22 protein-coding genes are annotated in these 18,225 nt (G+C 36.1%); 16 read left to right on the forward strand and 6 right to left on the reverse strand.

Going from position 1 to position 18,225, the window contains the following annotated elements; translation table 11 throughout:
* The first annotated feature begins 71 nt into the window (after positions 1 to 71).
* The 4 genes from SM124_RS01250 to SM124_RS01265 all read left to right on the forward strand — a co-directional run bounded on the left by SM124_RS01250 (position 72) and on the right by SM124_RS01265 (position 2,913).
* Entirely contained in the window at positions 72 to 431 is a 360-nt protein-coding gene (locus SM124_RS01250; RefSeq protein ID WP_322444667.1) for a UPF0738 family protein, read from the forward strand.
* 63 nt (positions 432 to 494) lie between these two features.
* On the forward strand, positions 495 to 1,130 hold the full coding sequence (gene yjbM, locus SM124_RS01255) for a GTP diphosphokinase (RefSeq protein ID WP_322444668.1): 636 nt from the start codon (positions 495 to 497) through the stop codon (positions 1,128 to 1,130).
* A 62-nt stretch (positions 1,131 to 1,192) separates the two neighbouring features.
* A complete protein-coding gene (locus SM124_RS01260; protein ID WP_322444669.1) occupies positions 1,193 to 1,993 on the forward strand; it encodes an NAD kinase in 801 nt (266 codons plus the stop codon).
* Between the two features lie 14 nt (positions 1,994 to 2,007).
* On the forward strand, positions 2,008 to 2,913 hold the full coding sequence (locus SM124_RS01265) for an RluA family pseudouridine synthase (protein ID WP_322444670.1): 906 nt from the start codon (positions 2,008 to 2,010) through the stop codon (positions 2,911 to 2,913).
* A gap of 27 nt (positions 2,914 to 2,940) precedes the next feature.
* Here the strand turns inward: SM124_RS01265 and prpE are convergent, their stop codons facing one another.
* On the reverse strand, positions 2,941 to 3,681 hold the full coding sequence (gene prpE, locus SM124_RS01270; RefSeq protein ID WP_322444671.1) for a bis(5'-nucleosyl)-tetraphosphatase PrpE: 741 nt from the start codon (positions 3,679 to 3,681) through the stop codon (positions 2,941 to 2,943).
* A 539-nt stretch (positions 3,682 to 4,220) separates the two neighbouring features.
* Between prpE and SM124_RS01275 the strand changes: the two genes are divergently transcribed.
* Both SM124_RS01275 and fabI read left to right on the forward strand, forming a co-directional pair.
* Positions 4,221 to 6,074, forward strand: coding sequence for a monovalent cation:proton antiporter family protein (locus SM124_RS01275; protein WP_322444672.1), 1,854 nt, complete (start codon positions 4,221 to 4,223; stop codon positions 6,072 to 6,074).
* Positions 6,075 to 6,226: 152 nt separating this feature from the next.
* Positions 6,227 to 7,006 (forward strand): enoyl-ACP reductase FabI, encoded by a 780-nt coding sequence (gene fabI, locus SM124_RS01280; protein WP_322444673.1) that lies wholly within the window; start codon positions 6,227 to 6,229, stop codon positions 7,004 to 7,006.
* 90 nt (positions 7,007 to 7,096) lie between these two features.
* On the opposite strand, the gene SM124_RS01285 is transcribed toward fabI, so the two are convergent.
* On the reverse strand, positions 7,097 to 8,032 hold the full coding sequence (locus SM124_RS01285) for an EAL domain-containing protein (RefSeq protein WP_322444674.1): 936 nt from the start codon (positions 8,030 to 8,032) through the stop codon (positions 7,097 to 7,099).
* Positions 8,033 to 8,251: 219 nt separating this feature from the next.
* Between SM124_RS01285 and SM124_RS01290 the strand changes: the two genes are divergently transcribed.
* Positions 8,252 to 9,001 carry a CotO family spore coat protein gene (locus tag SM124_RS01290; protein WP_322444675.1) on the forward strand — a complete coding sequence of 250 codons (750 nt, stop codon included), beginning with the start codon at positions 8,252 to 8,254 and terminating at the stop codon, positions 8,999 to 9,001.
* A gap of 347 nt (positions 9,002 to 9,348) precedes the next feature.
* Here the strand turns inward: SM124_RS01290 and SM124_RS01295 are convergent, their stop codons facing one another.
* The gene (locus SM124_RS01295; RefSeq protein WP_322444676.1) at positions 9,349 to 9,858 is read right to left on the reverse strand and encodes a CotY/CotZ family spore coat protein; all 510 of its coding nucleotides are present in this window, start codon (positions 9,856 to 9,858) and stop codon (positions 9,349 to 9,351) included.
* 132 nt (positions 9,859 to 9,990) lie between these two features.
* Here SM124_RS01295 and SM124_RS01300 point away from each other — a divergent pair, with 132 nt between their 5' ends.
* The 8 genes from SM124_RS01300 to spoVIF all read left to right on the forward strand — a co-directional run bounded on the left by SM124_RS01300 (position 9,991) and on the right by spoVIF (position 14,006).
* The gene (locus SM124_RS01300; protein ID WP_322444677.1) at positions 9,991 to 10,344 is read left to right on the forward strand and encodes a DUF1360 domain-containing protein; all 354 of its coding nucleotides are present in this window, start codon (positions 9,991 to 9,993) and stop codon (positions 10,342 to 10,344) included.
* A 133-nt stretch (positions 10,345 to 10,477) separates the two neighbouring features.
* Positions 10,478 to 10,600, forward strand: coding sequence for a hypothetical protein (locus SM124_RS01305; protein ID WP_322444678.1), 123 nt, complete (start codon positions 10,478 to 10,480; stop codon positions 10,598 to 10,600).
* Between the two features lie 208 nt (positions 10,601 to 10,808).
* Entirely contained in the window at positions 10,809 to 11,282 is a 474-nt protein-coding gene (locus SM124_RS01310) for a YhcN/YlaJ family sporulation lipoprotein (RefSeq protein ID WP_322444679.1), read from the forward strand.
* A gap of 16 nt (positions 11,283 to 11,298) precedes the next feature.
* Positions 11,299 to 11,769 carry a stage V sporulation protein AC gene (gene spoVAC / locus SM124_RS01315; RefSeq protein WP_322444680.1) on the forward strand — a complete coding sequence of 157 codons (471 nt, stop codon included), beginning with the start codon at positions 11,299 to 11,301 and terminating at the stop codon, positions 11,767 to 11,769.
* Positions 11,770 to 12,786: a stage V sporulation protein AD gene (spoVAD, locus tag SM124_RS01320; RefSeq protein ID WP_322444681.1), complete on the forward strand. Its 1,017-nt coding sequence runs from the start codon at positions 11,770 to 11,772 to the stop codon at positions 12,784 to 12,786.
* 14 nt (positions 12,787 to 12,800) lie between these two features.
* Positions 12,801 to 13,157, forward strand: a complete 357-nt coding sequence (gene spoVAE, locus SM124_RS01325; protein WP_322444682.1) for a stage V sporulation protein AE — start codon at positions 12,801 to 12,803, stop codon at positions 13,155 to 13,157.
* 94 nt (positions 13,158 to 13,251) lie between these two features.
* Complete coding sequence (locus SM124_RS01330) at positions 13,252 to 13,386, forward strand: YjcZ family sporulation protein (RefSeq protein WP_322444683.1); 135 nt, start codon at positions 13,252 to 13,254, stop codon at positions 13,384 to 13,386.
* 365 nt (positions 13,387 to 13,751) lie between these two features.
* Positions 13,752 to 14,006, forward strand: a complete 255-nt coding sequence (gene spoVIF, locus SM124_RS01335) for a sporulation-specific transcription regulator SpoVIF (protein ID WP_322444684.1) — start codon at positions 13,752 to 13,754, stop codon at positions 14,004 to 14,006.
* Between the two features lie 136 nt (positions 14,007 to 14,142).
* Here spoVIF and SM124_RS01340 read toward each other — a convergent pair whose 3' ends face one another.
* Entirely contained in the window at positions 14,143 to 16,425 is a 2,283-nt protein-coding gene (locus SM124_RS01340; RefSeq protein WP_322444685.1) for a UvrD-helicase domain-containing protein, read from the reverse strand.
* A 190-nt stretch (positions 16,426 to 16,615) separates the two neighbouring features.
* On the opposite strand from SM124_RS01340, the gene SM124_RS01345 reads away from it, so the two are divergent.
* Entirely contained in the window at positions 16,616 to 16,951 is a 336-nt protein-coding gene (locus SM124_RS01345; RefSeq protein WP_322444686.1) for a hypothetical protein, read from the forward strand.
* Between the two features lie 2 nt (positions 16,952 to 16,953).
* Here the strand turns inward: SM124_RS01345 and SM124_RS01350 are convergent, their stop codons facing one another.
* Together SM124_RS01350 and SM124_RS01355 are read right to left on the reverse strand one after the other, a co-directional pair.
* Positions 16,954 to 17,640, reverse strand: a complete 687-nt coding sequence (locus SM124_RS01350; RefSeq protein WP_322444687.1) for a DUF421 domain-containing protein — start codon at positions 17,638 to 17,640, stop codon at positions 16,954 to 16,956.
* Between the two features lie 158 nt (positions 17,641 to 17,798).
* Positions 17,799 to 18,221: a GNAT family N-acetyltransferase gene (locus SM124_RS01355; RefSeq protein ID WP_322444688.1), complete on the reverse strand. Its 423-nt coding sequence runs from the start codon at positions 18,219 to 18,221 to the stop codon at positions 17,799 to 17,801.
* Positions 18,222 to 18,225 lie beyond the last annotated feature (4 nt).

Here is an 18,225-nt window from a genome sequence, read left to right on the forward strand (position 1 = left end):
TCTCCCCCCCTTAAAGTGGGATAAATGATGCACATATGATAAAATAATGAAGAACTTGGAGGTTGAAATTCATGAGAGAAAAAATTATTGTTACAAATGCAGTATTAAATGAAGATACATTACTGTTAGAGACGGACACACCGATAAGTGATTTAACAGTTACGGGTCAAATGCTCGTTGATTCTGACCAATTTGCGTTTATTTACGTTGCAGAAAAGAACAATGAATATACATATATCGTACTAGGTGAGTCAGTTTGGTCAGCGATGAAATCTGCATTAAATAACGACCTGCCCGTTTTTATTAAAAAAGAAGAAGTGGCTTTGGAGTTAACAGGATTTCACGAAGAACTTTCTTATTTAGTTGAGAACATTAAAGGAAACAGTAATTACGGAGAAGAAATGGTTTCGAAAGTGGAGGATACATTTTAGATTTTTCCACTGTTCATCCGTACAAAGAAAAGTAAATATAGAGAATCGGATGAGGTGAGGTACGTGAATTGGGATCAGTTTTTAGCACCTTATAAGCAAGCAGTTGAAGAGTTGAAAATTAAGTTAAAAGGAATGAGGAGTCAGTTTGAGCTTAACTCTTCTCATTCACCGATTGAGTTTGTTACAGGTAGGGTAAAGCCAATTGCCAGTATTCTAGATAAAGCAAATCAAAAAGCGATACCTTTAGATAAATTAGAAACTGAAATGCAAGATATTGCGGGACTTCGTATGATGTGTCAGTTTGTTGATGACATTAAGAGGGTAGTGGAACACTTACGAATTCGAAGTGATTTTGAAATAGTCGAGGAGAGAGACTATATCTCCTATAATAAAGCGAGTGGTTATCGTTCGTATCATATAGTCATTAGCTACCCTGTACAGACTATTTATGGAGAAAAGAAAATTCTTGTTGAAATTCAAATTCGTACGTTAGCAATGAATTTCTGGGCGACCATTGAACATTCACTAAATTATAAATATAAAGGTCAGATTCCCGAAGATATAAGAGTTAGACTGCAAAGAGCCGCGGAAGCAGCTTTTAGGTTAGATGAGGAAATGTCTCTTATTCGTGGGGAGATACAAGATGCACAAGCCTTTTTTACAAGAAAAAAGGAATCCCAACAAGAAGGCAATAACTAAAGATGAGGAAATAAACTATTGAATGAAGATACGGATATCCAAATAGAGGAGCAGAATAAACGATGAAATTTGCTATCACTTCCAAAGGTGACTCACAATCGAACACGCTAATGCACAAGATGAGAACGTATCTACTGGACTTTGATTTAACTTATGATGAAGATCAACCAGACATTGTTATTTCCGTTGGTGGGGATGGCACGTTGCTTTATGCTTTCCATCGTTATAGCAGCCGATTAGACCGAACTGCCTTCGTTGGTGTTCACACCGGACATTTAGGCTTCTATGCGGATTGGGTACCAGAGGAAATAGAGAAATTAGTCATTGCTATCGCCAAGACACCTTATCAAGTAATTGAATATCCCTTATTAGAAGGAATCATTCGCTACCAGCATGGTGGAAAAGAAACCCGCTTCTTAGCTCTAAACGAATCAACGGTCAAAAGTGTTGAAGGGACTCTTGTTATTGATGTGGAAATTAGAGGACAGCATTTTGAACGTTTCCGCGGTGACGGGTTATGCTTATCAACTCCTTCTGGGAGTACCGCTTATAATAAAGCATTAGGTGGAGCCATATTACACCCGTCTTTACCGGCCATCCAATTAGCTGAAATGGCTTCTATTAATAACCGAGTATTTCGAACGGTAGGGTCTCCATTAGTTCTGCCTAATCATCACACTTGTATGCTTAAACCTGTGAATCGAACAGATTTTCAAATAACAGTTGATCATTTGACCTTACTTCATAAAGATGTAAAATCAATCCAGTTCAGAGTTGCGGACGAAAAAATCCGATTTGCAAGATTTAGACCGTTCCCATTTTGGAAAAGAGTACACGATTCTTTTGTCGCTGATAATCGATAGGAGTTACCAAAATCATGTCGAGGTTTAGATTGAGATGGGATATTGATTCCCGCGATGAAGGTAGTCTTATTAAAGAGTTTTTGAAAGAGCATGAAATTTCTAAGGCCGCTTTAACGGATATTAAGTTCAAAGGCGGATATATTTCGGTTAATGAATTAGAAGTCAATGTCAGGTACCCATTGAAGATGGGTGACAAGTTAGAAGTTATTTTTCCAGAAGAAGTACCAAGTGAGGGGGTTAAGGGGGAGAATATCCCTCTAACCATCCTTTACGAAGATGAATATCTTCTTATAGTCGTAAAACCTGCTGGAATGAGTACTATCCCGTCAAGGGAACATCCAACTGGGAGTCTCGCAAATGGACTAGTTGGTTATTATATAAAAAATCAAATACAAGCAACCTCACATATAGTCACAAGACTGGATCGAGACACTTCTGGTATCGTGTTGATTGCTAAACACCGTCACGTGCATCATTTGTTTAGTAAGCAGCAAAAAAGTGGAAGGGTCAATCGAACATATGAGGCATTGGTTGAAGGTACTTTTTCTGAAATAGAAGGCCGAGTTGTTCAGCCGATTGGAAGAAAAGCAGATAGTATCATTGAGAGGGAAGTTAGACCTGATGGACAATATGCCAGTACGAGGTATAAGGTATTAAGTCAGTTTCCTAATCATGCCCATGTAGAGTTGAAACTTGATACGGGAAGAACTCATCAAATTAGAGTGCATATGTCTTATTTAGGCCACCCATTGTTAGGTGATGATTTATATGGCGGTTCGGTTGAATTGATTAACCGTCAAGCTCTTCATTGCCGAGAGATATCATTCTACCACCCGTTTTTGAAAAAAAGTTTCTCCTTTACTGCAGCTTTACCTATGGATATGCAGCAACTATTACTAGAAGATAGAGAGGATGCTTAAAGCGCATCCTCTTTTCATATGTGACAACTAATCAATTGACCTAAATTTCTCTGCCACAAAAGGCAAAGAAGAGGGGACCTCCACTATTTCTAACTCCGGGTATTTTAAAGCTGTTAAATTACCACCAAAAACGGCTCCAGTGTCAATATTATAAGTATTATTAATGATTCGCACCTCGCTGACTGGGGTATGTCCATATACAATGATTCGGTCACCATTGTATTTTTTTGCCCAATCTCTTCTAACAGGGGTGCCATCTGGATTTTGTTCTCCCGTTATATCTCCGTACAATACAAATGTTTTCACTTTCGAATTGTTCTTTCCAATTAAATCACCACGAATCCCCGCATGAGCGATGACTAATTTCTGGTTGTCGAGGACTTGATAAAGAGGGGCTTTCTCATACAGTTCGATAAACTTATTCCTAATACTTGCTTGTTCGCTCTTTGATAAGGCTTCATATTCAGCGACTGTTGTTTCTAATCCATGAGTAATTTGGACTTTATTCCCCTTAAAATAACGATAAAGCTTGTTGCAATGGTTACCTGGAACATAATAAGCGGCATCATGTTGAACAACGAGACCCCATACGATTTCAATTACATTTAAAGATTGTGGCCCTCGATCTGTTAGGTCACCTACAAAAGCTAATTTCCTCCCATCTGTATGGATAGGGAAGCCTGAGTCCCATTCATAACCTAGTTTCTTAGTTAGTATATTAAATTCCTCGTAGCAGCCATGTATATCCCCAATAATATCGAGTCTCATATGTATCCCTCCTGAGCGATAATTATATCTATATCTTGTCATAATCAATATCAAAAAATAAGTACAGGATTTTATTATAAGGCTTGATGCATGAAACCAAGTACAAGTTCTGCTAGTATAAAAAGAAGGTTTAGGGAAGGAGGGAAGTAGCACAGTTGCTTACCATTAAAAAAAATCCAATCTTTACAAAATGTGGTTTTAATAAAGTGGAAACGATAGAGACGAAAGCGATAAATTTGAAACAGTTGGTATAAGCTTCATTTTTTAAGGATTTGGATCCAATGTTTGAGTAACAATAATCAGTACTAGCTAAATAGAGTAGAGAAACGTTTAAATCTGGAATAATAACGGGTATAAAGAGTTCAATCAATTTTTTGAAATAAGATGATAGGATTGAAATCTTCCTGTATTTTTTTCATAAAAGCAGATTAGTCCAAGTTGTCCTGAAATAATAATAGATAGTAATGTTTCCTCTTCTCAATAGTCAGTATAAAATACTTTTTTGTTAGCCCTTATTTTAATCTAAGGAGGATTTTATTATGGAGCATGGTGCATCAGTTGCATCTCTTGTTATTGTAATCATAGTTGCTTTTTTAACTCCAATCCTTCTGCATCGTTTCAAGTTGAATTTTATCCCAGTTGTGGTTGCAGAAATTATTGTTGGTTTAATTATAGGAAAAAGTGGTTTTGATATCGTTCATGATGATATGTGGTTAGAGACCTTATCGACTTTAGGATTTATCTTCTTAATGTTTTTAAGTGGATTAGAGATTGATTTTTCTGCTTTTAAAGGTGGAAAGAAGAAGGGTGCCCTTCCAAATGGAAAGCCAGAACCAAATACATTCACCGTTGCTATGATAGCCTTTATTGGAATATTTGTCGTGTCACTCGGTTTATCTTATCTATTTGTTTTGGCTGGGTTTATAGAGAATGCCTTTTTAATGACATTGATCATCTCCACCATTTCATTAGGGGTTGTTGTACCGACTTTGAAGGAAGCCAACTTAATGAAAACGAATATTGGTCAGATTATCTTACTAATTGCTGTTATAGCCGATTTAGTCACGATGATTTTGTTAGCTGTCTTCGTTTCTCTTTATGATGGTGGGGAAGGAAACACTTGGCTTCTCCTATTATTATTTGCGGCAGGTGTTGCACTGTACTTTGTTGGTAAAAGGTTTCAGAATAACCAGTTTGTTGCAGGTCTTTCAACAGGAACAACACAGATTGGAACAAGAGCCGTTTTTGCTTTAATCATTGTATTAGTCGCGGTATCGGAAACGGTTGGAGCAGAAAATATCTTAGGGGCCTTTTTAGCCGGGGTACTCGTTTCTTTACTTTCTCCAAATCAAGAACTTGTTCATAAACTAGATTCATTTGGCTATGGATTTTTAATCCCCATTTTCTTTGTAATGGTTGGTGTGGATTTAAATATATGGGCTCTACTAAGTGATGAAAAATTACTTCTTCTTATTCCATTGTTATTAGTAGCTTTATTATTATCTAAAGTTATTCCTGTATTGGTTTTAAAGAAATGGTACGAAATGAAGACTGTACTAGCTTCAGGCTTTTTGTTAACTTCCACTCTTTCATTAGTGATTGCTGCTGCTACCATTGGAGAGCGTATGGGAGTAATTACAGCGGAAATGAGTGGTACACTTATTTTAGTAGCGGTTCTAACGTGTGTAATTACGCCAGTATTCTTCAAAAAATTAATGCCAAAAGAAACGATAAAGGAAAAGAAATTAAAAGTCGCCTTTGTCGGTGCTAATCAATTAACTTTGCCAGTTTACAGAGAATTACAAACTAGATTGTATGAACCGGTTCTCTATCATACGAAGCAGGAAAAATCAGATAAACAAATTGCTGAATCTTTGTTTGATATCGTTGAAATTCCTGACTTTACTATTGCCAGCATATCTAAGACCGAGGCGATAGAGGCTGATATTGTCGTTATATCTACAGGTGATGAAAAAACAAATGAATCTTTAGCTATTGGTGCGAAGGAATTGGGAGTGGATCGAGTTATTGCTCGAATAGAAACCCCAGAAATTGAGGAAACGTTAAGATTAAAAGGAATAGAAGTCTTTTCTGTCCTTCTATCACAGAAATCTCTCCTCCGTGCACTTATTGAATCACCTAGCTTAATGAATATTTTAACCAATCAAGAAACAGGTCTTTATGAGATTCGCTTAATGAATGCACATTTCGACGGGATGACATTAAGAGAATTTCCATTTACAGGAGATGTCATTTTCGTTCGGATTTTTAGAGGTCATGATTCAATCGTCCCTCATGGAGATACGGAGCTTCAGATGAATGACCGACTGATTGTCACTGGAACAAAAGAATATGTAAATGAATTAAGACGAGAACTAGAGTTTTGTGAATAAGAAATAAACGAGTCAGCTGCATTTAGCAGGGCTCGTTTATTTTTGTCCTCTTTTCAATGAAAATGAATTGTATGCTTTTCTTTTTTACTAGAATATTGTAGTATTAGTACTAGGTGCTAATAACATGTATTAATTTATAGGAGGATATATTCATGACACTTTCTTTACAGGGAAAAAACGTTGTCGTTATGGGTGTTGCAAATAAACGTAGTATTGCATGGGGAATTGCGAGATCTCTTCATACAGCTGGTGCTAGACTAATTTTTACATATGCAGGTGAAAGATTTGAAAAAGGTGTTCGTGATTTAGTAGAGACACTAGAAGGCGCTAATGACTCTATTCTATTACCATGTGATGTGACAAGTGACGAAGATATTGTAAAATGTTTTGCTAGTATTAAGGAACAAGTAGGAACGATTCATGGGGTTGCTCACTGTATAGCTTTTGCTAACAAAGAAGAGTTGCAAGGGGAATATATGAATACGACTCGTGATGGCTTCTTATTAGCTCATAATATCAGCTCTTATTCTCTAACAGCCGTTGCGAAGGAAGCAAGAGGATTAATGACTGAAGGCGGAAGTATCCTAACTTTAACTTACTTAGGCGGAGAGCGTGTAGTACAAAACTACAATGTCATGGGAGTGGCAAAAGCTTCTTTAGATGCTAGTGTAAAATATTTAGCTTCTGATCTAGGCCAGTACGGAATTAGAGTGAACTCTATTTCTGCAGGACCAATCCGTACATTATCAGCAAAAGGTGTCAGTGATTTTAATAACATCTTAAAAGAAATCGAGGAAAATGCACCTCTAAGAAGAATTACTACCCAAGAAGAAGTGGGTGACGCTGCATTATTCTTATTTAGCGATCTTGCACGTGGAATTACTGGGGAAAACCTTCACGTCGACTCAGGTTATCATATCCTAGCTCGATAATTTAAATGGCCCGCTTATTTTTATAAGCGGGCTAACTGTTTTTATCGGGGGGTAAAAACAATTTATAACATAAAATTTTAGACAATAGCTTTATAATAAACGATTTACAATCGATTTTTTCAATATTTCATGTTTATCCATAATGATAATGGTGTCATTGAGCCCAACAATGTGGGTTTTTGTCTCAGGTTGGACAAACATTCGAGTATGAGAAATTTCCTCTTTAATGAAGTTAGGTATTTCCATTACAGGATAGTTAGGTTGAGCAAGGTAAAATCCTTGGCCACAATCTATACCGAGTTCAATTACTTTTTTTAATTCCTCAGATTTTTCAATTCCTTCTGCAATAATCGTACTTTTCATTTTTTTAGCAAATGTCACAAAAGCATCTAATATATTTATTTTTATATCATTTTGATGGATATCACTTATTAAGGACCGGTCTACTTTAATAAAGTCAGGCATAATTTCCGAAATGGCTTGCAATGAGGAATATCCCGCACCTGCATCGTCTACAGCAATTTTAAAGCCCTGAGCTCTATAATGGTTCAACACTTCTCTAAATGCAGTAAAATCCTCAATAGCACTTCTCTCCGTAATTTCAAATACAACATTAGAAGGGGAAAGATTGTATTGCTTTAGTAACTGGATCGTATGTCCAGGAGTAAAATCTGGATCATGAACCACTTGAGAATTAATATTTATGAACAACTTCTCATTATTATTTAATAAGGTAGGACTATGTTTAATAGCCAGTTCTCTTGTAGTTTTTTCTAATGCGTATAAAGAACCGCTTTGTTCTGCATATCCAAATAACTCTAATGGTGAATGAAAGCGACTGTTTTTTGGACCTCTAGTTAATCCTTCATAGCCAAAAATAGTTCCATCGGTTAAATTAACAATAGGTTGAAATAACATACGTAAATTTCTGTTTAGAATAATGCTGCGGAATTCCCTCCTGCTCTCTAATTCCATAGGTATATCTGGATCAATCAAAGAACTTTGTTTTTCCATGAATAAGCTCATAGCTGTTTTCCTCATTCCTCTTATAATTCCATAATTCGACATTAACAAAAATTTGTTAAGAAAAAATGACCGAATTGTAAATTTTTTGTAATGACTTTTTTAAATACATAGGCAATGGGAAAACGGGACATTTAATTAAATCGAGAAAGAACTTCAGTAAACGAAAAAGCTGTTGTTGCATACATATAGGAAGAACCAGTTGTTTGGAGGTGTGTAAAAATGAAAGAACATACGAAAAAGAGAGAGCCCCTATTATATATTCATCAGCCATCCTTTCAGCCCCCTAAGCCAATGATGCAAGAAACCTATTCTGCCCAAAAAGCAATCAAGCAAAAGAAAGAATGGTTAAAGAAGCAGAAGGAACAAGAACAAAGGGAGTTAAAGTTTAAGGAGCAAGAATTACAGATACAGGAAAAGCAGGAAAAGAAAAAGGAGCCCTTTAAAGAAGAACAGAAAGTGTTAGAGGTAGGGAACTCCACACAAGAAACTGCCCCAATTAAAGAAAAGAAACGGAAAAGATTCTTTTTAGAAAGCTTAGGAGAGCCAGGATTTTTTGGAGCTCCTCTATCGGAAAAAGAAGTAGTTGTTCAAGAACCGATTTTTAGCAAGATCAAAAAGGAAGAAGCAATTCCAGTCACAACAAAAGAAGAAGTTCAGGAGATTGTTCAAAAGTATAATGAACAGGTAACCATGAAAGAAGAACCGACTTCAACAGAAGTCAAGCAAGAATCGTCTGTTAAACGAGTCAAAAGCTTTAGAGAAATGACAACATTAGAAAGACTCGATTACTTATTGAATTTCCCAAAACAACTTCCTCCAGTTCCTTGTCTATTCCAAACAGAAGCTAAAGGTTTAAAAGGATTCCTTGTAGGAAAAACGGAAGATTCGATTGAAGTAAAGTTAATGGATAAGTCGAAAACGCATGTCGCTATAAGCGAATTAAAAGAGGTTAGAATGTTAGGGTTTTAAGATAATGAAACAATTTATATGAACAAAAGCTAGCCAGTCTACTTTGTATGACTGGCCAGCTTTTTTGTTCAAAAAGGCTCTTTTCTAAAACTATATTGCTCATTACTTGTTAAAAAATACCTATTAAGAATTTATCATTCACTGGTTTTAAAAATTTTATCTGTTTTAGAAAAAGCCTTACCATCAAAATTTGTAGTACTCTTTAGCTACAATAGGGTAAAAATTGGTATTAAAATTTTTACAATATTAACAATCAATTACGAAAACAGTTAAAAAAAGAATGCGTAAGAGCTATCCATCTCTTACGCAATCTTTTCTTCTATTTTCATGATTTAACTACTAATGAATTAGTTGTCGCAGATGTTTAGGTCTACGTCAGCGATACATTGGATAGCACAGAAGCATGTTAGATCTACTGTGATACAGTCGTTTGTAGCTACAAATCCTTCTACTTCACATACTGCGTTTAAGTCGATGCAGCATTTGTCTTTGTAGTCACCTGTTAAATCAACTGTTCCACCGCCAGTTGTGATTGGGCGTAATACTCTTAAAGTTGCACAGCAGTTATCAAAGATGTCTTCTACGCGGAAGAAAATAGACACACATGAGCAGTCTCTTCCTCTGAAGAATGCATGGAAAGGAGAACCGTCAGCCGTCTTTAAAACAAATACACGAGTATCTGCTCTCTGAGCTCTTGCTGGTGATACTAATGCTCCAAGGGGCTCTTGGAAACAGTTAGTAGGACATTCACATACATCCTCTGCAGCATCCTGAATATCTTTTATCGCTCTTACAACTTCGCATACGCAATTTGTTCTGGCGCCTAGTACATCGTTATCTTTTTTTCCACAACCCATTTATAATTCCTCCTTGTTTTTCTAGTTGTGATACTTACACTAATAACATATTGCACTAGGGCCTGTATGGTAACGGACAAACGCCTTTTTTTTAAAATTGGGCGTGTAATTTGACTAGGAGATGATCTGAAAATGAATTTTTCCTTATTAGAGTTACTCATCATTTCACTGGCAAGCTTTCGTCTAACGAGGCTACTTGTATTTGATAAAATTACTGAATTTATAAGAAATCCTTTCTTTGAAGAGATTACGGAATTAGACGAAAACGGAGAGGAGGAGGTTTACTACATTCCTAAGAAGGGATTCATTAAAGGGTTCATCGGAGAGTTGTTGAGCTGTTATTGGTGTACAGGAATTTGGTCCTCCATTTTTCTTTGTGTATCCTATCTACTGTGGCCAACAGTAGCCACCCCTTTATTGCTGATTTTGGCTGTTGCTGCCGTTGCTGCTATTATTGAAACTTTAGTTCAGCGGTGGATAACCTAAGTTAATGATTTTTTAAAGGAAGTAGACTCTCGTGTATACATGTAGAAGGGCTTTAACATAAGCTAATTTATCAGTAATTTTTTACGTAAATAGCTTTTCTTATATATAGCCTAAAACGGAGGAGTCAAGAATCATGATGAATAACAATAAGAAGAAAACATCAGCGCCATCACCAACACCAGCCAAAGTAACACCGACAAAAAAGGAGAAGAGAAAAAAAGGTTGTGGATGCGGGAAGAGGAAAACGGATAAATAGGTTCACTACACCCTGCTTAATAATTAGGCAGGTGTTTTTTTGTTTAGAAGATTTTAATAGCTAATTTTTTATTAAAACCAATAAATCCCCCCTTTTTACAATAGTTGGAAGGTGATGCTTAATGATATCATTCATAATTTATTATGGTTTCGAGGAAAATATATTTTATATTAAGGCTTTTTAAATAAGACAACAGGAAGGGAAGCTAATGAAAAAAACAGCTACATTAATGCTTACTATTTTTTATCTTGTTTCACTGTCAGCTTGTAATAATGATGGGCCGAAAACAAGTGGACTGGCGCTTTTGCAGACCACCCATCCTAGTCCAACCATTTTATCAGAGAATAAAGATAAAGAGATGGATGTTGCTAAGGATGTTGAAAGGGAGATATCAAAGTTTAAAGAACTTTATGATGTGGCTGTCATAAAGAAAGATAAGGAAATGTTAGTAGCTTATAAAGTAAAACATTTACAACGTTTCCGTATGAAGCAAATTGAGAAAAAAATGACAAAATTACTTGAGGAAAAATACCCAAAATACACGTTTATAGTTTCGAGCGATTATAAGATATTTTTAGAAGCAGTCGAGTTACATGAAAGTATGAAAAACCCAAATTATTCTAAGAAAAAAGCGAAGGAACGCTTTGATCGAATTGTGAAATTAAGGAATGAGTTAACATAGAAAGGAGGCCCTAAACTTGGGTAAAAAGAAAATGACACCAGAACAACAAAAATATAAAGAACTTGAACAAAAGTATGAATTAAAAAGACCGGTTCTTAAAAATTGTTTAAGAGCTTTTTTAGTGGGTGGACTGATTTGTACCATAGGACAAGCCATTTCTTATTTTTATATATACTTTTTTAATTTTACAGAGCAAACGGCAGGGAATCCCACGGTTGCAACTATGGTTTTTATTTCGATGTTATTAACTGGCTTTGGCGTATATGACCATCTTGGGCAGTTTGCTGGTGCAGGAAGTGCTGTGCCTGTTACTGGCTTCGGTAATGCAGTTATTTCAGCAGCGATTGAACATCGAACTGAAGGATTTGTCCTTGGAGTCGGTGGAAACATGTTCAAGCTGGCAGGGTCAGTCATTCTTTTTGGTGTCTTTTCTGCCTTTGTGGTTGCGCTCATTAAAACCATTTTAATGCAGTGGGGGGTGTTATAGATGCTACAAGGAAAACAATCATGGGTATTTAAAACCCGTCCTGTCATAGTTTCTACAGGGGTAGCAGCTGGTCCATTTGAAGCAAAAGGTCACTTAACCGAGGACTTCGATATTATTCATGAAGACCTTTGGATGGGGGAAGACTCTTACGAAAAAGCCCAAAGAGTGTTAATGGATGGAGCAGCGGAAACAGCTCTTAGAAAGGGAGAAGTATCGAAGGAGCAGGTGCAATTTTTTATAGCAGGTGATTTGATTAATCAAATTACTCCTTCAAGTTTAGCTGCAAGAACTCTTGCCATGCCGTATTTTGGGATTTTTGGTGCATGTTCGACCTCAATGGAGGGCTTAGCTTTAGCTTCATTTATTATTGATAATAACGGTGCGAACTACATTCTAACAGGAGCTGCCAGTCATAATTCGGCTACAGAAAAGCAATTTAGGTATCCAACTGAATATGGTGGTCAAAAACCACCAACTGCACAATGGACGGTTACCGGTGCGGGTGCTGCCTTACTAAAGAAGAATGAACAAGAAAAAGGCATGTTGGTTACCACTTCTGCTACAATTGGTAAAGTCATTGATATGGGAATGACTGATCCATTTAATATGGGCGGAGCGATGGCACCGGCTGCAGCAGATACCATTACCGCTCACTTTAGAGATTTAAATATTGATCCTTCCTACTATGATCTAATTGTAACAGGAGATTTGGGGAAGATTGGACAGGAAACTACTTATGAATTATTGATCAATAATGGTCTGAATATTGACGAACAAAAATTTAGAGATTGTGGATTGATGTTATATACGGAAGACCAACCGGTTCAATCAGGCGGAAGTGGGGCAGGATGTTCAGCCACTGTTTTATATGGACATCTTGTTAAACAAATGAGACAAGGGGTATATAAAAGAATCCTCGTTGTTGCAACGGGCGCCTTATTATCACCATTAACCTTTCAGCAAGGTGAAAGCATTCCATGCATTGCTCATGCGGTTTCAATCGAAATGAGTTCATAAGGGAGGAAATAAGAATGTTACCAATGTTTTTTTGGGCCTTCGTGGTTGGAGGGACTATTTGTGTCATTGGACAGTTACTATTCGATGTGGCTAAATTAACTCCCGCTCATACATTAAGTCTTTTAGTTGTCATTGGTGCTATTTTAGATGGGCTAGGGTTATATGAACCTCTAGCCGATTTTGCAGGAGCGGGAGCAACGGTACCTATTACGAACTTTGGAAATACACTCGTTCATGGTGCTTTACAAGAAGCAGAGCAACACGGAATTATTGGAGTTTTAACAGGAATGTTTGAAATAACCAGTTCAGGGATCTCAGCTGCCATTGTATTCGGTTTTATTGGTGCATTAATATTTAAACCAAAAGGATAATTAATTTTTGTCCTATTTTAGGACAGTGCCTATACAAGCTTTTGTCCCCTTACATAGATTATATTGAGTCTAATGTAAAAGTGAGGTGACATACATGGGCTACGGATATGGCGGATACGGCTACGGCGGTGTTGGTGGTGCTGGTTACGGCGGTTCAACTTTTGTGTTAATCGTTGTACTATTCATCTTATTAATCATCGTTGGTGCAAGCTTTTACAAAACTTGCTAGTACCACAGAATAGATAAACACCATTCTTGATTAAGAGTGGTGTTTATCTTTTTTTAGCCATTATTGTAAAATAAGTTTTTTACAACATTTAAATCACTGAGTGGATTGTAGCGGAAGGCACTTGACTCCAGCAGGAAATAGAGGAAAGGTCGAGACCCCGCAGACCGGAACGGCGAGGAGGCTCGACTTCCTCCCTGCGGAAAGCAAGTGCCTGGAGCGGAAAGGAACGGGCAACATATATATAAATCTTTTATAGAGATAAAATCTTAACAAAGTTAATAAATACGCCTTGTCCAAATAAATCACATTTTTCTCCTTGCTTCATAAGATAACAGTAGTTCGAAAAGGAGGCGTGGTTTTACAATATGGATAATCATTTATTTAAGAATATTGAAAAGAAAACGGGCGTTAATATGAAGGATATTTTTGACTTAGCTAATTCTTTGCAAAGTGCAAATTTCAAAGATGAAAATACGGTTCGAAACGTAATAAAAAGAGTTTCACAAATTGCTAACAAACCAGTTCCAAAAGACATGGAAGACAAAATTGTAAAAAGCATTGTTGCAGATGGAAAGCAATTGGACTTTAACACAATTGCAAAAATGATTAATAAAAAATAATAGTTAATCATTATATGCTCTTTTCAACAATAGAATCGGAAAGAGCAAATTACTTACTTGGATGGTAAAAAAAATCGCCAGCTATAAACAAAGGAAGAAGCTTACCTTGTCGAGGAAAGCTTCTTCTTTTTAATCACTATTTTTTTACTGGTTGAAGGAATCTTGACATGTAGGCTTTTTTGCCTCGGCGTTTTTCTGGTACAGAGATGTAGAGCTGCTCCATTGCCCGAGTGACAGCCACGTATAAAAGACGTCTTTCTTCTTCTAGTGGCGCTTCGTCTCCATTTCGGTATGACTCAAGAGCATAGTCATGAGGAAGGCTGCCATCAACAGCTCCAACAATATAGACAATTTTATACTCCAGCCCTTTGGCTCGATGGATGGTACTTAAAGTAATGGCATGTTCTCTTTGCTTGCTTAAATTTTTTATTTCTTTATTCATTGCCGTCATATGTGCAACGTGATCTAAGAAATCATCGATGGATTGAAAGCTTCTTGCTGCTACCTTTAAATCACGGATGTCATCTGACCCTCGTTCTAATTTATTTCCTTCGTTTCCACGTTTCTTTATAAAGTCACCGTATCCAAGCTCTTTTTCTATGACCTCAATGGCTGACATAGGAGATAGCTTGGAAAGTGATCGTACAACCGAAACGAGCTTTTTTAATTTTCTCTCTTGAAAAGCGTAACCAGTCTTTACCTCTGTTAGACATTCTAATAGGGAACAGTCTTTTAGAATGCTATTTCCTTTAATTTCAGTTAATACACTTTGTTTAACAAATAATGAAGGCAGAATATCTTTAATGGCATTTTGATCATCTTCATTAAAACTTAATCGTAAAAAAGCTAGCATTCCTTTTACGATATATCGCTCATAAAAAGGTTCAACATCTTGGTCAATCCTGAAAGGAAGGCTGGAGTTGGCTAGCCTTTCAAAAATGGCTCGGCTTCCTGTATTTGTTCGGAAGAGAATGGCAAAATCATTGGGCTCATATCCAGCTTCTATTTTTTCTTGGATATCCTGAATAACCATCGTAGCTTCTTCTTCTTCATCATAAGGAAAGAATAAAGTAGGAAGGCGGTCATTCAAGAATTGAGCATTCATTTTTTTGGGACGACGTTCTTTATTTTTATCAATAATACGATTAGCAGTGGAGACAATTTCATGACTTGAACGATAATTCTCATTTAAGATCACTAACTTGCCATCTGGAAAATCATTTTCAAATTGAAGTAAATACTTCGGATCACTGCCACGAAAGGCATAAATGGATTGGTCATCATCACCTACTGCGCAAAGATTCTTCGATTGATTTGAAAGCATCCTCACTAATTCATACTGCACCTTATTAATATCTTGAAATTCATCAATAAGAAAATATTGAAAGCGATTTTGATAGGTTTCTAGGAGCTTCGGATTCTCTATAAATAAGTGATAACAACCTAACAGCATATCATCAAAGTCAAACAACTGTTGCTGTGTCTTTAATTTCTCATAATGCTGATAAAGAAAGACTACTTTTTCTTCCCAGTCAGATTCAGGTTTTACTTCATGTGGAAGAGTTAAGGAGTTTTTCCAGTAACCGATTTGCTGTAACGCTAGATCGTAAGCAAATTCCTTTTCATCTAAATTAAGTTCTTTTCCGCCATCTTTAATGATTTGTTCTTTTTGCCACTCTTTCTTTAAGAGTTTATTAGATGACCACTGATCAGGGGAATGAAAAGAAAGGATGCGATAGAAAATACTATGAAACGTCCCTGTTAGTAATTGATGAATTTGTCTGTTGTTCATTAGCGGATAGTTTGAAAGTCGTGATTTCATTTCTGAGGCTGCTTTTGCTGTAAACGTTACAAGCATCATTGTACGCGGGTCAATTTGTTTTTCGTTTAGCATATATGCCGTCCTTGTGGTTAATACACGAGTTTTCCCACTTCCCGCACCAGCAACAATTAAAAGTGCGCCGTCTACATGAGTAACAGCCTTTAACTGATTGTTATCAAGATGTACTCCTTGCTCTAAAAGAAGTTGAAGGTATGGTTCTTGTCGGTTTACAAGATTAGTAGTTTTCTGTTCAAAGGTTTGAACGGATTTTACTTGTCTAGCTTCTTTAAACACATTCGGTACCTCAGTCGAACTGATTGATCTTGAAACAGGAATTTTAAATCCGTTTCTTTCAACATATTCAGTCTTTTCTGTTGTTTGGTTACTAGTATGTATAGGATCCTGGCAGGGAGCATTTTTCGTAATGATGTGATAAAAATAAGGTTTTTTTTCAATACCTAAATATAAACGAACTTGTTCTCCACATACTGGACACTTAAGTTTACCCTTTTTTCCTTCATCAAATATGGTTTGAAAGGATTCCCTATTCAGTTCGTCAAGTTTGATTAATGAAGGTCCATGATTGGCTGTGTTCATTTTTTAACCCCTTAGAAGAAAAGTTCTATATGATTCAAAAATACTATATGTAAATATGAATTAATTACTATTAATTAAGAAATCACTATTTTATTGCTAGTTCTAGAGATGTGTTTTGCGAATATACATAAAAAATAAGACAAACCTTATCATATCAAAACGTATACATATTCTAAAGGGATAATTAGAAATGTTTCATTTTTCCAAAAGGGTAAAAATATATATAACTAATATTAAAGAATTGAAAGAAGGTGAAGAGTTGGGGTATATTGCACCGGTAAACCACTATCAATATAGTCAGTACGCTGAGAGAGATTTAAGAAAGCCTCATGATCCTTTTCATTTTGTACCAATAAATAAGATTAAGCCTTTAAAGAACCAAGAATTTCAACCATTTACAAAAGAGGAAGCCGTTAGAAAACCTCACAACAAATCTAAATCTTTACAGAAGAATAGAAGATTTGACATAGAAAAGGCTTATAGTGAAATAACAGGGAAGGGAAAGTATTTTAGTGAAAGTGTATAAGGTTAGCTTCCACTTTCATACTTTTGAACGTACAAATCTTCCCCTTCTTTCCATTCAGCATAAAGGACATCTTTTATTCCATGTGCCCCAGTAATTCTCACTTCCGTCTCTAGTCTTTTCGCATCCCAGTTAACAATCCTAAGATTGTCATGTTCAATTTCTCCGTCTAGTATTAAAGCTAAAGGTAAAGTTTGCGGTTGTGTAGGCAAATTTAAATCTGTTGGTGTAACAGCAGAATATTGTGATTTCTTTATCACGCTCAAAGAACCATTTGCTTCTAGAATCGCATATTCACATTCACGTATTGAAAATATATCTTTCCCTCTGAGCAATTGCTGTAACTGATTTAAATCCAGTCTACATTTTTTTAATAAGTTATAATCAATCTTTCCTTTATAGATAATAATGGAGGGGGTACCTTCGAGAACGCTTCTGTATTTTCTAGACTTCTGGGTAGCCACTTCGGTCGTGTATATTAACAATCCCCATGCTGTAACTGCAAAAATAATTTTAGAAATTCCAATGTTTTCGTCGTATAATGCATTTCCTACTAGTTCGCCAAGAACGAGTGCAGAGATAAAATCGAATGGTGTTAATTGAGTAATTTGTGTTTTTCCTAACAACTTGGTTAAGAGAAATAAAGCGAAATAACCAACCACCAATTCTACAATTATACGGACAAACTCCATCTCCAAAACCCCTTTAATTTTTTCTTATGTATAGACCCAATTAGTTGTTATTTTTGGCAAAAACTTAAGATATTATTGGAGAAATTAAAAACTCTTGCCTAAATAGACAAGAGTTTTTCTAAGTAAGTAAATCGATTATTTGAGGAGAGACTCCATGATTATAGATTTTTTTTCATTGTTCTATGTGGAATGCCTGCATCCAGAAATTCCTCTGATACAACTTCGTAACCTAAGCCACTATAAAACGGGATGGCGTGTGTTTGAGCGTTAAGCTTTAAAGAGGAAATTCCTTTGGCCTTAGCAAAATCTTCAATCGTATTCATGATAGCTTTACCGGAACCACTTTTTCTTTTATTAGATAGCACACAGATTCTCTCTACTTTTCCATATCCGTCAAGAACTCTAAATCTTCCCGCACCAATAGGTTCATTATTATCATAAAGAACGAAATGGTCGGATTCAGATTCATGCTGATCAATTTCTTCTTCCATTGGTACTTGTTGTTCCTCAACAAATACAATTTTTCTAACAGTAAAAGCATCTTCTAGTTCTTGATCGTTTGTTACTTTTCTAACTTCCATTGTT

This window comes from Robertmurraya mangrovi, assembly GCF_034427655.1.
Taxonomy (GTDB): domain Bacteria; phylum Bacillota; class Bacilli; order Bacillales; family Cytobacillaceae; genus Robertmurraya_A; species Robertmurraya_A mangrovi.